This window comes from Thiohalobacter sp. IOR34, from assembly GCF_030406045.1.
GTDB lineage: Bacteria > Pseudomonadota > Gammaproteobacteria > Thiohalobacterales > Thiohalobacteraceae.
Window position 1 is genome coordinate 1,926,197 of the sequence record NZ_CP128988.1, and the last position, 14,281, is coordinate 1,940,477.

Here is a 14,281-nt window from a genome sequence, read left to right on the forward strand (position 1 = left end):
ACGATGTCACTGACCGAGACGCAGGGTGGCCAGCAGCATCTGCTTTGAGGTATTCATCACCTCGACACTGTTCTGATAGCTCCGCGAGGCCGAGATCATGTTCACCATCTCATCCACCGGATTGACATTGGACACGAACACATAGCCCTCCTCGTTGGCCAACGGATTGCTGGGCTCGTAGCGTTTCTCCGGTTCCGCCGTGCTCTCGCTCACCCCGGCCACCTGCACACCGACGGCGCTGCCGTCGGCGGGATTGAGCCCCTTGAGCAGGGCGGCGAAGACCGGCTGACGGGCCCGGTAGGCGGAGGCGGCATCGCCGGCCACGGAGTCGGCATTGGCCAGGTTGCTGGCCGTGGTGTTGAGGCGCACGGTCTGGGCGCTCATGGCGGAACCGGCAATATCAAAGACCTTGAACAGGGACATGGCTTATTCCCCCTTGATGGCCATCTTCAGACCCTTGATGCGACCGCTCAGGAAGGTCAGCGTGGTCTGGTACATGACGGCGTTTTCGGAAAAGGCGGCCTGCTCGGCCTGGGCATCGACGGTGTTGCCATCCAGCGAAGGCTGGCTGGGTACCCGGTATTGCAGCGGTATCCCGGTGCCGGGCGCCGCGTTGCTGGAGATATGCCCCGGCTGGGTCACCCGCAGGGAGAGCTGATCCGAAGCGGCGGCGGACATGGCCGCGCGGAAGTCGAAGTCCCGCGCCTTGTAGTTGGGCGTGTCCGCGTTGGCGATGTTGGAGGCCAGGATCTCCGTCCGCCGGGCGCGCAGCTTGAGGGCCTGCGGCAGGGGACCGAGCGCGGAATCGATGTTTAGCGGCATGTCGTCCTCAAACTTGAATCGGGTTTGAGCAGACACAAGCAACCTGCGTGCCATGCCGCAGGAAGGACATGGTTACAGGGACTTAGCTAGCGACAGGGGAAAAGGCGGCAGGCGAGCGGCAAAAAACCGCCGCCGGGCGGCAAGGCCGGGTCGCTCGAAGCAGCACCCGCGACCGGACTTCAGACGGCTGCGCGGCGCTGCAGATCAGGCTTGACCCGGTAGAGGGTGCCTCGCCTTGCCTTGATCACCTCGAAGGCCTCCGAATACTGGGTGGCGGACTCCGACGAACCGAGCAACAGGTAGCCGCCGGGGTTCAGGCTGCGCGCCATACGGGCGAGGATGTCGCGCTTGGCTTCCGTGGAGAAGTAGATCAGTACATTGCGGCAGAAGATGACGTCGAAGCGGCCGAGGCGCGCATAGCTCTGCAGCAGGTTGGCCATGCTGAAACTGACCCGGCGGCAGATCTCGGGCCGCAACTGCCAGCAGCCGTTCTCCTGGCGTTCGAAGAAGCGCATCCGGCGCTCCTCGGACAGGCCGCGGGAAACGGCCATCTCGTTGTAGCAGGCCCGTTTCGCCTCCGCCAGCACAGCCGGGGAGATGTCGGTGGCGGTGATCTCGACATCGTTCAGCCGCCCCGGGTGGGCAGCCAGGTATTCCTGCACCGTCATGCTGATGGAATAGGGCTCCTGACCGGTGGAACAGGCGGCCGACCAGATGCGCGGCCGGCGCACCCTGCGCTGGGCAAGATCCTCCAGGATCTCCTCGCGCAGGATGTCGAAGGGAAAGCTGTCCCGAAACCAGAAGGTCTCGTTGGTGGTCATGGCATTGATGACCCGCTCGTGCAGCGGCTTGCCGCCCGGCGCCTGCAGCCTGCGCAGCAGGTCGCCCAGCGAGTCGATTCCCTCTTCGCTCATCAGCCGTCCGAGGCGGCTCATGACCAGGTACTGCTTGTTGTCACCGAGTACGATGCCGCAGGCCTGTTCCAGATAACTGCAGAATGCCTGGTAGTCGGACATGGCAAGACTGCTGCCGGACAAGTCCCTGCTGTTCTCCGCCGTACTCCTAGGCGGCATGGCCCTTGCTCTTGTTCTCGATCTGTTTCAGCACCGAGGAGGCCAGCAGGTCCGGCTTGAACTTGGCGATGAACTCATTGGCCCCGACCTTCTCGACCATGGCATTGTTGAACACGCCGCTGAGCGAGGTATGGAGCAATATATAGAGGTGGGACAGGCGCGGTTCGGCACGCACCCGGGTGGTGAAGGTGTAGCCGTCCATCTCCGGCATCTCCACGTCGGAGATCACCATGGCCAGATTGTCGATCTTCTCCGGCTCGTTGTCCGCCCATTCCAGCAGCTTGTCCAGCGCCTTCTTGCCGTCACCGGCCAGGGTGCAACTGACGCCCAGCTCGTCGAGGGTGCGCTTGATCTGATTGCGGGCCACCATCGAGTCGTCCGCCACAAGGACATGCAAGCGCTCATCCTTGTCGTTGGCCTCGGCCTCCTCGAGGATCTCCTGGGAGACGTTCTCCTCGGCACCGATCACCTCGGACAGCACCTTCTCCACGTCGATGATCTCGACCAGCTCTTCATCGATCTCGGTGATGGCGGTCAGGTAGCTGTTCATGCCGGTACCCTTCGGCGGCGGCAGGATCTGTTCCCAGTTCATGTTGACGATGCGCTCGACCGAACTGACCAGGAATCCCTGCACCGAACGGTTGAATTCGGTGACGATAACGAAGGCCTGGCGCGGATCGTCGATCGGCGTGCGGCCGATGGCCATCGCCAGATCGAGCACGGGGATGGTGCGGCCGCGCAGCGTGGCGATACCGCGGATCACATGGTGGGCATGCGGCACGCTGGTCAGCGCCGGGCACTGGATCACCTCCTGGATCTTGAACACGTTGATGCCGAAACGCTGTTCGTTGTCCAGCCGGAAGGTGAGAATCTCCAGCCGGTTGTGCCCTGCCAGTTGCGTCCGCTGGTCAACGCTTGCCAATACGCTGCTCATCGCCATTCAACTCCTCGGTGGTTCCCGTCTGCCTGTTTGCCCCGATATCGGCCCCGGCGGTCGATCCTTTACCGGAGGCCCTCCGGCATGGCATTTGCATTGTTATCGGGCATGGCAACCCGGACCCGGACAAAGCGGCAACAACGGACCCGCCCCGCGATCGTCGCGCTGCTGGCAGCGGCCCTCCTCGGCGGGCCGGCTGCGGGCAGCCTGCAGGCCGGCGACACCCCGGCCCACCAGGATGCCACCAGCATCCGCGCGGCGGCCCAGCGCTTTCTGGAAGCCCAGACCCGCGCCATCCACGATGGCCGCGTCGAGATCCGTATCGGCCGCCTGGACAGCCGGCTGCGTCTACCCCGCTGCGGCCAGCCGCTGCAGACCTCACTGCCCAATGGCGCCCGCCTGCAGGGCAGCACCAGCGTCAATGTGCGCTGCCCGGGTCCCAGCACCTGGTCGATCTATGTCACTGGAAAGATTGCCGTTTTTTCAAAGGTGCTGGTGGCGGCACGGCCCCTGATGCGGGGCGAGGTAATCGCCCCGGAGATGCTGCAACTGGCCGAGCGCGATCTTGCCCGGGCCAGCTACGGCTACTTCGTCGATCCAAAGCGGGTCGCCGGTCTGCGCCTCAGCCGGCCGGTCAACGCCGGCACCGTGATCACCCCGACCATGCTCAAGGCACGCAAGCTGATCAAGCGCGGCGAGCGGGTCACCCTGCTCGCCGAGCAGGGCGGTATCCAGGTGCGCATGAACGGCGAGGCGATCAGCGACGGGGCCCGCGGCGAGCGCATCCGGGTGCGGGCCAGCAGTTCGAAGCGCATCATCGAGGGCCGGGTTCTGGCACCGGGCGTCGTAAAAGTGACGCTCTAGCGCCAACAGGCGAAAAAGGCGTTAAAGTTATTGTTCTGGCGAACGATACTGTTTTCAAACCGGCCCACAAAAGGCCCATGAGATCCGAGCACAAACCGTAGGGGACAGCAAGATGGCAATCGAGATCAACAACCTACCTCCCAGTCAGGTCAATCTGGAGGCCAGCGGTCAAAGCAGCGCCGCCGCGCAGCCGGCGACGGAGGCCAAGACCGACGCCAAGGCACCCGCCAGCCCACCGCCCAGCGACCAGATCAGCCTCACCCCCGAGGCCCAGAAACTGCGTGACCTGGAAACCAGCGTCGCCGAGCTGCCCCAGGTCGACAGCGACCGGGTCAATGCCGTGAAGACGGCCCTTGCCAACGGCACCTTCGAGATCAATCCGGAGCGCATCGCCGGCAAGATGATCGACTTCGAACGCGCCCTGAGCGACATGAGCTGACCATGAACGACTCGCAACTCGCCAGCCTGCTGGAAGCCGAACTGGGCTGCGCCCGCGAGATGCTCGGGCTGCTCGACGAGGAACAGGCAGCGCTCAAGGCACGGGACCACGCCACGATGGAGCGCCTGGTGCAGACCAAGCTCGACCGCTTCCGCCAGTGGGAGGAGGTCGAACGGGCCCGCGTCGCCCTGACCCGCGAGGCCGGCTATGGCGAGGACACCGCGGCCCTGATCGCGGCCCTGCCCGCCGACTCGCCGCTGCACGTCCGCTGGGAGGCGCTGCTGGAGCTGCTCGGCAAATGCCAGCAGCGCAACCGCAGCAACGGCCTGCACATCGAACTCAACCGGCGCCATCTGGAAGATGCACTGAGCATCCTGCGCGGCCTGCCACTGGCCCCCGCCCCCACCTACGAGGCCAGCGGCACCACCGCCCAGAAGACCGGCGCCGGACGCAATCTCGGCACCGCCTGAGAGACCCTCTTCCCCCTGCCGCAGGACCGTCCCCGGCTGTTGCTTTCCCCCTCCGTCTGCGTATCATTCGCTGATCGTTGAAGCACCTGGCTGAGGGGCATGGCAGAGGCAGGCGGCACGCCGCAGTACGAAAGCAAGAGCGAGAAGGTCACCCGCCTTCCCCAGATCATCGGTCTGCTGCGCCGCCTCCACGACAGCCGCAGCCTGCTCCGCGCCACCCTCCGTGGCAGCGAGCAGACCTTCAACACCGTGCTGCTGGAGGTCGATGCCGAACGCGGACGGATCAGCCTCGACGAACTCAACTCCACCCTTGGCCAGAAACTGGTCGAGACCGACAGGCACCTGCGCGTCACCGGCCAGCATCAGGGCGTGCAGATCAGCTTCGAGTGCGACGTCTCCATCCAGCGGGACGCCGAGGGCCTCATCTACTACCGGGCCGCCCTGCCCCGCCAGATCGACTACCTGCAGCGGCGCGCCTATTTCCGGGTACCGGTCGCCATGGCCATGGGGCTCAGCGTGCGCCTGCCACTGGCCGAGGACCGGGTGATCGAGGGCCAGTTGCGCGATCTGTCGATGTGCGGCCTGGGCGCACTGCTCGAAACAACGGACAATCTGCGTCGTGGCCTGCTCGTCCCGGACTGCAGCCTGCTGCTGCCCAGGCAGGAGCCGATCACCGGCGCCCTGGAGATCCGCTACGCCACTCAGCAGGAAGGCAACAGGTTCACCCACGTCGGTGCCCGCTTCGTCAACCTGGAGAAACCCCAGGAACACCGCCTGCGGCGGCTGGTCACCCAGCTGGAACGCGAGATGCTGCGCCGCAAGACCCGCGACTGACCCCTCGCGATTGGTTACAATCCCCTTCCCCGCCCCGGTAGCTCAGCTGGATAGAGCAAGCGCCTCCTAAGCGCTAGGTCGGACGTTCGAATCGTCTCCGGGGCACCATTAATCTCAAATAGCAGTAACTTGGGTGAGGAATCCAGCGACCTCACCTGGCACACACGATTCGAACGTCCGACCTATCCCATCGGCCTCCCACTGCCCTTTCCGGCCGGCCTCGGCCTACCCACCGCTTGGCAACTGTGACCTGTTCCGCAGTTTCTGAGATAATTTTCCCAATTTTATTGACGCCGGAAATTATTGGTACTATTTTCCCAAGCATGGACATCGCCATGACGACACACCAGATCCTGACCGAAACCGTGTACCGCATCATGCGCCCGCTCGCCCGGGTGCTGTTGCGCAACGGGGTTGCCTTCCACACCTTCGCGGAGGTGGCAAAGAAGGCCTTCGTGGACATCGCCTTCGAGGAATTCGGCACCGAGGGACGCAAACAGACCATCTCCCGCGTCTCCGCCCTCACCGGGCTGACACGCAAGGAGACCAAGCGCCTGCACGAACTGGGCAGCCTGATCGACGAGGCGGCGATACAGCGCTACAACCGGGCGGTGCGGGTATTGAGCGGTTGGCAGAACGACCCCGATTTCCGCGACAGCGACGGCCGTCCCGCCACGCTGCCCATCGAGGGCGGGATCTCCAGCTTCCACGAACTGGTGCGACGCTACAGCGGCGACATCCCCACCCAGGCGATGCTCGCCGTGCTCGAGGCCGGCGGCAGCGTGCAACGACTCGGGGAACAGGTATGCCTGAAACGGCCAGCCTATCTGCCGGCGGACGATCCCTGCGAAGGGCTGCGCATCCTCGGCGCGGACACCGCCGAGCTCATCGCCACCATCGAATTCAACCTGCGCATGCCGCCCGAGCAGCGCCGTTTCCAACGCAAGGTCTCAAACCACCAGATCCGCAAGGACGCCCTGCAGAGGTTTCACGCCCTGGCAGCGGAGAAATCCCAGGCCCTGCTGGAGGAACTCGACGAATGGCTGGCCCGCCACGAGGCCGGTGACGACGAAAATGCGTGCTATGCGAGCCTCGGCATCCACTACGCCGAGGACTGTCTGGCACGGGAATCAGCTTGTAAGGAGGAAACACCATGAATACGCGCACCACGATTCTCGGCGGTACCGTCGCCCTGGCCATCGCCACCGGCCTCACGGCCTGCGGCGGCGGCGGTGGCGGCAGCGTGGCCGGCATCGGTGGCACCGGCATCACCACCACCGGCACCATTACCGGTTTCGGCAGTATCATCGTCAACGGCGTGCACTACGACATCGACTCGGCCAGCATCAGCAAGGATGGACGCAGCGCCACAAACACCGCGGCCAACACCGACCTGCGCGTTGGCATGGTGGTCACCGTGCAGGGCACCCAGAACGACGATGGCACCGGCACAGCCACCACGGTCATCTACCGTGACGAGCTGCAGGGGCCGGTCAGCAACATCGACGTCGGTGCTTCGAGTTTCGAGATCATGGGCGTCAGCGTGCAGGTCGACAGCTCGACCCGATTCTCGCAGTGCAGTGACGACGGCACCGCACCCGTGACCCTGGATCTCAGTACCCACCTGTCAAGCAACGACCTGGTCGAGGTCAGCGGCTACCGCATCACCAGCGGCATCCAGGCCACCTATGTGGAACTCAAGGACAGCTCATGTACCGAGGACGACAAGAGTGAGGTGGAAGTGAAGGGCACCCTGCAGACGGACGGCAGCTTCACCACCGTCGGCGGCACTGCCCTCACCCTCGACACCACCAGCGCCGGCTGCGTCGACCCGGTCGCCACCCTGGGCCTGTCCGGCTTCGTGGAGCTGAAGGGCAGCTATGACCCGAGCAACGGCTTCTGCACCACCCAGGGCGAGAGTGAGGACGAACACCCGGGCATGGACTCGAGTTCGGATGAAAGCTACGAGATGGAAGGCCTCATCACCGACCATGACGCCAGTGCCCAGACCTTCAGGATCAACGGCGTGCTGGTCTACTACGCCAGCGCCAGCCTGCAGGTCACGCCCGGTGACGGCACTCGTGTAGAGGTCAAGGGCAGCATCAACAGCGACGGCTCGATCTCCGCCTCCAGTATCGAGGCCGACGATTGAACCAGCCCCTCCTGCGATGGCCATCAGGCCATCCTGTTGGGCGCACCTCTTGGGGTGCGCCTTTTTTCATTGCCAACTGCCACTACACACAATGTAGTCAATGATGTCCCCCGGGCTTCTTCGCGCGTCTGGCAGCGATTAGCCCGCACATTGCACCAAGGCACACCGCATGATCGGGGATCATGCGGTTATACAAGGCTGGGGCCATGAGAGGCCTATTTGGGCCTATTTGGGCCGATTACGCGTTGTGCCTATTCAATTTCAGGCCATATCGGGCAGCGTATCTTGGGCGCCCCCGTCAAACCATGGCTACGGCCATGCTTCCTCGGGCGATCGAACAAACTGCTTGGCCAGATTTGCACTGAAACTCGAATCCTTGGTGCAATATCCGGGCTAGCGACCGCTCCTACGAGTGGCCGCAATGCCGGCAGGGCGGGAACCGCCCGCCAGCATGCCACTGCGGCAGGTCCTGGTGCGAGGTGTGCACCTTCCCCTTGGAAACGTTCGGCCGGTGGCGGTCGAGACGTCCCCACGGCAAGGGCTGAAGGCGGCAGGTGGTTCGCAGGATAGCGCTTCGAGGCTCAGACCTGACGGTTCGCCTCGAGCACGTTCGGCAACTGGCCGATACGCCCCAGCACCCGGCTCAGTTCGGCCAGGTCGCTGATCTCCAGGGTCAGGCGCATGTGCGCCACGTGGTCCTTGCTGTCGGTGTAGGTATTGACGCCGATGACGTTGACCTTTTCGCTGGCGAGGATGTTGGTGATGTCGCGCAACAGGGCCGGACGATCGTAGGCCAGCACCTGGATGTCGACCGGGTAGGTGTCGCCGCTACCGTCGCCCCAGTCCACCTCGAGCAGGCGTTCGCGATTCTCGCTCTTCAGACGCAGCACGTTGGGACAGTCGCGGCGATGGATGGTCACGCCGCGGCCGCGGGTGATGTAGCCGACGATGGGATCGTTGGGCACCGGCCGGCAGCACTGTGCCATATGGGTGAGCAGGTTGCCCACGCCCTCGACCTGAACGTCGCCCTGCCCCTTGCCCGGTGGGTGCTGGCGTTCGCGGACCGGCAGTTCCAGTTCGATGCGCGCCGGTGCAGCCAGCTCGTTGGCGGCAGCCGCGATCTGTGCGGTGCTGAAGTCACCCTTGCCGATGGCGGCCAGCATGTCGTCCACCGAATCGCGGTTCAGGCGCTCGGCGAGCTGTTCCCAGGGGATCTGCTGGGTACCGAGGCGATTGAGCTCACGCTCCAGCACGCTGCGCCCGGCGGCGATATTGATCTCCTGATCCTGCTCGCGGAACCAGTGGCGGACCTTGGCCCGGGCACGCGGCGTCTTCAGGTAGCCCAGATGCGGACTCAGCCAGTCACGGCTGGGCACACCCTGGCGGGTGGTGAGGATCTCCACCTGTTCACCATTGCGTAGTTCATAGGTCAACGGCACGATGCGGCCGTTGACCTTGGCGCCGCGGCAGCGGTGGCCGATCTCGGTATGGATGTAGTAGGCGAAATCGAGCGGCGTGGCACCCTGCGGCAGGTCGATGACCCGCCCCTGCGGGGTCAGCACATAGACCCGCTCCTGACCGCTCTCCGACTTGAAACGATCGACGAATTCGCTGGCCGAGGCTTCCTCGTCCTTCCACTCCAGCAGCTGACGCAGCCAGGCGATCTTCTTCTCGAAGCCGGCATCGAAGCGGGCCCCCTCCTTGTAGCGCCAGTGTGCCGCCACACCCAGCTCGGCATGCTCGTGCATCTCCCGGGTACGGATCTGCACCTCCAGCGTCTTGCCGTCGGGCCCGACCACCGCGGTATGCAGTGAGCGGTAGTTGTTCTCCTTGGGATTGGCGATGTAGTCGTCGAATTCCTTGGGGATGTGCCGCCACAGGCCATGCACCACGCCCAGCGCCGCATAGCAGTCGGCCACCCGTTCGACCAGGATGCGCACCGCGCGTACGTCGAAGATCTGGTGGAAGTCAACGTTCTTGCGCTGCATCTTCCGCCAGATGCTGTAGATATGCTTGGGCCGGCCGCTGACCTCGGCCTCGATGCCGATCTGGTCCAGCTCCTTGCGCAACTGGCCGATGATGGTCTCGATCTGCCGTTCACGGTCGATACGCCGCTCATCGAGATACGCGGCGATCGCCTGGTAGCTGTCGGGGTCCAGATAGCGCAGCGACAGATCCTCCAGCTCCCACTTGAGCTGCCCCATGCCGAGCCGGTTGGCCAGCGGAGCGTAGATATCGAGGGTCTCGCGGCTGATGCGCTGCTGCTGGTCGGGCGACAGGTATTTGAGGGTGCGCATGTTGTGCAGGCGGTCGGCCAGCTTGATCAGCACCACGCGCACGTCCTTGACCATCGCCAGCAGCAGCTTGCGCAGGCTCTCCGCCTGCTGCTGCGCCTTGTGCGCGGCATCGCGGTACTGGCTGAGCAGGCCCATCTTGGTCACGCCGTCGACCAGCTGGGCGATGACCGGGCCGAACTCGGCCTCGATCTCGGCCAGTTCGATGGGGGTGTCCTCGACCACGTCGTGCAGCAGGGCGGCGGCGATGGTCTCGGGGTCCATGTTCAGCCGGGCGAGGATCTCCGCCACCGAGAGGACATGAACGAGGTAGGGTTCACCCGAGGCGCGCCGCTGGCCGTCATGGGCGGCCGCGGCCTTTTCCAGGGCACGGTGGATCAGCAGCCGCCCCTCCTCATCGCGGTCCCCGGCGAGCACATCGAACCAGCAGTCGAGGTCGAGGCTGCCCGCCTGCGCCTGCTGTCGTGTCTGCTCTGCCTGTACCATCGGGGTAGAAACCTCTGCCGTAATTTTTAACCCGGTAACTAAATATGCCGGGTCACAGCTGTCCGGAAAAATCGGCCTAGTGAACGATTTCATGCTGCATATCGAGCATAAAGTCGACTCGAATAGGTGTCACCGACTTGGAAGCCAAGCCAGAATTCTGCCGCTTAGAAATCTGCTAGTTACATGCGAACAATCGCTGATTTCAAGTTATTCCGGACACTAGTGATGCCGGGTTAATACTTTCAACTATAGAAGAAAACTGTTCTGCCTGCCCGAAGGCGGACAGCACATAGCCTCCACCCGAGGATGGAAGCCACCTGTTTGTCTTAGTTATCTGGGGGCAGCACTGAGGGATTCAAGCCGCCCCTTGGCCGCAAGGCCGGCCAGGCGCTCCACCCAGTCGGCATAGATGGCATCGACCGCGGACTGAAAGGCCTCGACGCTGGCATAGATGCCGGCCCCCGACGGCACCTCGCTGCGGCGCTGGAAACGCTCGTCCAGCAGCACCCGGCCGCTGGCGGCATCTCTCAGCACCAGGCGCAGGCCAACCCGGACCCCGGGCGTGGACCCGCCGGTGAGCTGTTCGAAGGCCTCGATGCTGCCCTGCAAGCGGTAACGGGGCCTGGTCGCGGCGGATTCCGTGACCACCCGGGAGGCGAGCCGGCTGGCATCGAGATACTGCACCAGGCGCGCCTGCAACAGCCGCGGCGGGCTGTCGATCCAGTGATGGTAGTGATGCCGCTGCAACTGCAGGGGCTGCGCGGCAGCGGTGAACAACAGCGCCCGCTCACGGTACAGTGCCGGGCCGCGGAACGGCGCCACGGCCAGCTCGCCGTGCAGCAGGGGGGTGGCCAGGACCCGCGCCGGCGGTCGCTCGGCCAGGCGATAGAAACGGTCCTCGGGCACCACCGAGGAACCACTGCAGCCGGCCAGCAGCAAGGCCAGGATGACCGCTGTCAGCCGGGTCTTGATCTGCCGGGCGTTCATGGCCTGGCCTCCGCATCCTGCGGTGGCTTGCCGGTCAGCAGCACCCCGGGGTTGCTGCGGATCTGACGGGTGAACTCGTTCATGTTGCGGCTCGCTCCTTCGAGATCGTAGAGAATGGCATCCACCGAGGCGGCGACGGCGTCCACCGTGCGGCGCAGGCCGAGTACCATCTGCCGCACCTCCTCGTCGTTGTCGTCGACCAGGTCATGCACGCCGGCCAGCATCTCGTCGAGTTGCCGGCGCGAGTTGTCCAGGCCGTCGGAGAGCTGCACCAGGTTGTTCGAGAAACGCTCGGTGTTGACCACGATGCGGTCGATGCGCTGCTCGGTGTCACCATCCAGCATGCGGTTCAGATAGCGCGCGCTGCCCTCCAGCTGGCCGACCATGGTCTCCAGGTCCTGCAGGATGCGCGGCAGGCGCGCCTCCAGCTCGCCGCCGATGGTGCTGACCTGGCGGTTGAGGTTCTCCAGCAGCGGCCGCACCGTGTCGCGGGTCAGCCCGCCGAGGTCGTCGGCGACACTGCCGAGCACGGCGAACAGATCGACGCCCTGCTCGCCACGGATCTCGCTGCCCGGCGGCAGATAACTGCGGCTGTCGCCCTCCTCGATGTTGATCACCGTCTCCGCCAGCAACCCTGAGGCGGCGATCCGTGCCCGGCTGTCCTCGGGGATCTTCCAGTCGTGGCGCACGCTCAGCTCGACCCGGTAACGGGTGCCCTCGGCATCCTGCACGGGGACGATGTCCTGCACGAAGCCAACCTGGTAACCCTCGTAGGTGACCAGACTGCCGTCCATCAGCCCGGTGATGTTGGGGTAGGTGACGTAATAGGATTCCGCCTGGCCGACCCGACCGGTGATCTTGTAGAGCACACCGAGCAAGACGCCGATGGCGGCCAGCACGAAAACGCCCACTGCCAGATAGTTGATCGTGTCCCTTTTCATACCATGTCCCTTTTCATGGGCTCAGCCCACCCGCGTCAGCCGGCGCAGATAGTCTTCCGCGTCGACCTGTTCCTCGTCCGGCAGGCGATTGAGCAGGGCCTGCACCCGTTCGTTGTCGGAGGCCCGCACCTCCTCGGTAGTGCCGGTGAGCAGGATCCGCCCCTTGTCCAGGATGGTGATGCTGTCGGCGATCTTGAAGGCGCTCTCCAGTTCGTGGGTCACCACCACGATGGTGATGTTCATGGAGTCGCGCAGGCGCAGGATCAGCTCGTCCAGCTCGGCCGATACCACCGGGTCGAGGCCGGCCGAGGGCTCGTCGAAGAACAGCACCTTGGGGTCCATGACGATGGCGCGGGCCAAGGCCGCGCGCTTGATCATGCCGCCGGAGAGCTGGGCCGGCATCAGGTCCTCGAAGCCGGCCAGGTTGACCACCTCCAGCTTCATGCGGCTCATGATGCGGATGGTGTTCTCGTCCAGCCGGGTGTGCTCGCGCAGCGGAAACTGCACGTTCTCGCCGACGGTCATCGAGGTGAACAGCGCCCCGCCCTGGAAGGAGACGCCCATCTGCTTGCGCAGTTCGTGCATCTCCCTGCCACTGAGCTGGCTGATATCACGGCCGAACAGGCGCACCGTGCCGCTGACCGGGCGGTTCAACCCCAGCAGGTGGCGCAGCAGGGTCGACTTGCCGGAGCCGCTGCCACCCATGATGACGCGGATCTCGCCGGGCATCACCCGCAGGTCCACCTCGTCGAGGATGCGCCGCTCGCCGTAGTAGGTGACCAGCTTCTCGATCTCGATCAGCGGCTGGACATCGGCCTGGGCTGGACTCTGGGTCTCGGACATGATCTCAGCGACTCAGGAAGAAGGTGAAGACCATGTCGGCGATGACGATGGCGGCGATGCACAGCACCACCGAGCGGGTGGTGCGCATGCCCAGTCCCTCGGCGCCGCCGCTGGCGGAGAAGCCGTTGATGCAGGCGACCAGGGCGATCAGCACCGCGAACACCAGGCTCTTGCTCATGCCCTGCACGATGTCGCTCACCTCCAGCGAGGACAGCGCCAGGTTCCAGAAGGCGGACAGGCTCATGTGCAGCTGCAGGCTGCACAGCAGGCCGCCACCGAGCAGCGCCATGCTGTTGGCGAGCACGGTCAACGCCGGCACCATGACCATCATCGCCAGCATGATCGGCGCCACCAGGAAGCGCACCGGGTTGACCCCCAGCACCCGCAGGGCATCGATCTCCTGCGACATCTGCATGGCACCGATGCGTGCGGCGATCGCCGAGCCGGAACGGCCGGCGACCACGATACCGACGATCAGGGCCCCGAACTCGCGGCTGATGGACAGCGCCAGGCCGGGAATGACCTGGGACTCGGCGCCGAAGTCGCGCAGGGTGTAGATCCCCTGCAGGGCCATCATCACGCCGTTGGCGAAGGACAGGATGAGTACCACCGGGATGGCGTTGACCCCGACCCGCATCATCTCCGTGGCCACTGCCGACAGCCGCACCGGCTGTTTCAGCGACGGCCCGAGCAGCAGCCAGTAGAGGCTCTCCACCAGCAGCGCGGAGCCGTAGCCGAATTCCTCGACCCCGTTGACCAGTCGCCGTCCCAGGCCCTCCACCATCCCTCGCATGCGCGTTCCCTCAGCCGGCGGCCGGGCAGGCCTCCAGGTCGGGATAGAGGCTGAACACCTGGTCCAGGCGCGCCAGCCGCAGCACGTTGAGCGCCGTGTTGCTGACCCCCAGCAGCCCGAACTGCAGGCCCTTGTCGCGCGCCATCTGCAGGCCCTCGACCAGGCTGGCCACCCCCGAGCTGTCGATGTACTCCACCGCCGACAGGTCGACCAGCGTCGGCTTGCCCTCGCCCAGGCAGCCGAGAATCACCGCCCGCGCATCCGGCGAACGGTACAGGTCGACCTCGCCATGCAGATGCACGACGGCATAGCCGCGCTCCAGTTTCACCTCGTAGTCCATGTCTTG

General features: G+C 64.9%; 16 protein-coding genes and 1 tRNA gene. 7 read left to right on the plus strand and 10 right to left on the minus strand.

The window, feature by feature from the left end:
- Positions 1-6: 6 nt before the first annotated feature.
- From flgC to QVG61_RS08875, 4 genes are all read right to left on the minus strand, one after another.
- A complete protein-coding gene (flgC, locus tag QVG61_RS08860; protein ID WP_289930273.1) occupies positions 7-423 on the minus strand; it encodes a flagellar basal body rod protein FlgC in 417 nt (138 codons plus the stop codon).
- Positions 424-426: 3 nt separating this feature from the next.
- Positions 427-822: a flagellar basal body rod protein FlgB gene (gene flgB / locus QVG61_RS08865; RefSeq protein WP_289930274.1), complete on the minus strand. Its 396-nt coding sequence runs from the start codon at positions 820-822 to the stop codon at positions 427-429.
- Between the two features lie 179 nt (positions 823-1,001).
- On the minus strand, positions 1,002-1,838 hold the full coding sequence (locus tag QVG61_RS08870) for a protein-glutamate O-methyltransferase CheR (protein WP_289930275.1): 837 nt from the start codon (positions 1,836-1,838) through the stop codon (positions 1,002-1,004).
- Between the two features lie 46 nt (positions 1,839-1,884).
- The gene (locus QVG61_RS08875; protein ID WP_289930276.1) at positions 1,885-2,829 is read right to left on the minus strand and encodes a chemotaxis protein CheV; all 945 of its coding nucleotides are present in this window, start codon (positions 2,827-2,829) and stop codon (positions 1,885-1,887) included.
- Between the two features lie 111 nt (positions 2,830-2,940).
- Here QVG61_RS08875 and flgA point away from each other — a divergent pair, with 111 nt between their 5' ends.
- From flgA to QVG61_RS08910, 7 genes are all read left to right on the plus strand, one after another.
- Entirely contained in the window at positions 2,941-3,696 is a 756-nt protein-coding gene (flgA, locus tag QVG61_RS08880; RefSeq protein ID WP_289930277.1) for a flagellar basal body P-ring formation chaperone FlgA, read from the plus strand.
- Between the two features lie 112 nt (positions 3,697-3,808).
- Positions 3,809-4,135 (plus strand): flagellar biosynthesis anti-sigma factor FlgM, encoded by a 327-nt coding sequence (gene flgM / locus QVG61_RS08885; protein WP_289930278.1) that lies wholly within the window; start codon positions 3,809-3,811, stop codon positions 4,133-4,135.
- Positions 4,136-4,137: 2 nt separating this feature from the next.
- Positions 4,138-4,605 (plus strand): flagellar protein FlgN, encoded by a 468-nt coding sequence (locus QVG61_RS08890; RefSeq protein WP_289930279.1) that lies wholly within the window; start codon positions 4,138-4,140, stop codon positions 4,603-4,605.
- Between the two features lie 99 nt (positions 4,606-4,704).
- Positions 4,705-5,439: a flagellar brake protein gene (locus tag QVG61_RS08895; RefSeq protein WP_289930280.1), complete on the plus strand. Its 735-nt coding sequence runs from the start codon at positions 4,705-4,707 to the stop codon at positions 5,437-5,439.
- Positions 5,440-5,470: 31 nt separating this feature from the next.
- A tRNA-Arg gene (locus tag QVG61_RS08900) sits at positions 5,471-5,547 on the plus strand.
- Between the two features lie 227 nt (positions 5,548-5,774).
- Entirely contained in the window at positions 5,775-6,596 is an 822-nt protein-coding gene (locus QVG61_RS08905; RefSeq protein WP_289930281.1) for a DUF6502 family protein, read from the plus strand.
- The gene (locus QVG61_RS08910) at positions 6,593-7,591 is read left to right on the plus strand and encodes a DUF5666 domain-containing protein (protein ID WP_289930282.1); all 999 of its coding nucleotides are present in this window, start codon (positions 6,593-6,595) and stop codon (positions 7,589-7,591) included. The genes QVG61_RS08905 and QVG61_RS08910 overlap by 4 nt, the downstream gene beginning before the upstream one ends.
- 581 nt (positions 7,592-8,172) lie before the next feature.
- Here the strand turns inward: QVG61_RS08910 and relA are convergent.
- From relA to QVG61_RS08940, 6 genes are all read right to left on the minus strand, one after another.
- Positions 8,173-10,371 (minus strand): GTP diphosphokinase, encoded by a 2,199-nt coding sequence (gene relA, locus QVG61_RS08915; RefSeq protein ID WP_289930283.1) that lies wholly within the window; start codon positions 10,369-10,371, stop codon positions 8,173-8,175.
- Between the two features lie 330 nt (positions 10,372-10,701).
- Positions 10,702-11,358 carry an ABC-type transport auxiliary lipoprotein family protein gene (locus QVG61_RS08920; RefSeq protein WP_289930284.1) on the minus strand — a complete coding sequence of 219 codons (657 nt, stop codon included), beginning with the start codon at positions 11,356-11,358 and terminating at the stop codon, positions 10,702-10,704.
- On the minus strand, positions 11,355-12,299 hold the full coding sequence (locus tag QVG61_RS08925) for an MlaD family protein (RefSeq protein ID WP_289930285.1): 945 nt from the start codon (positions 12,297-12,299) through the stop codon (positions 11,355-11,357). Before QVG61_RS08925 ends, QVG61_RS08920 begins: the two co-directional genes overlap by 4 nt.
- A gap of 21 nt (positions 12,300-12,320) precedes the next feature.
- Complete coding sequence (locus QVG61_RS08930) at positions 12,321-13,142, minus strand: ABC transporter ATP-binding protein (RefSeq protein ID WP_289930286.1); 822 nt, start codon at positions 13,140-13,142, stop codon at positions 12,321-12,323.
- A gap of 4 nt (positions 13,143-13,146) precedes the next feature.
- A complete protein-coding gene (locus QVG61_RS08935) occupies positions 13,147-13,935 on the minus strand; it encodes an ABC transporter permease (protein WP_289930287.1) in 789 nt (262 codons plus the stop codon).
- Between the two features lie 10 nt (positions 13,936-13,945).
- Complete coding sequence (locus tag QVG61_RS08940; protein ID WP_289930288.1) at positions 13,946-14,275, minus strand: STAS domain-containing protein; 330 nt, start codon at positions 14,273-14,275, stop codon at positions 13,946-13,948.
- Positions 14,276-14,281 lie beyond the last annotated feature (6 nt).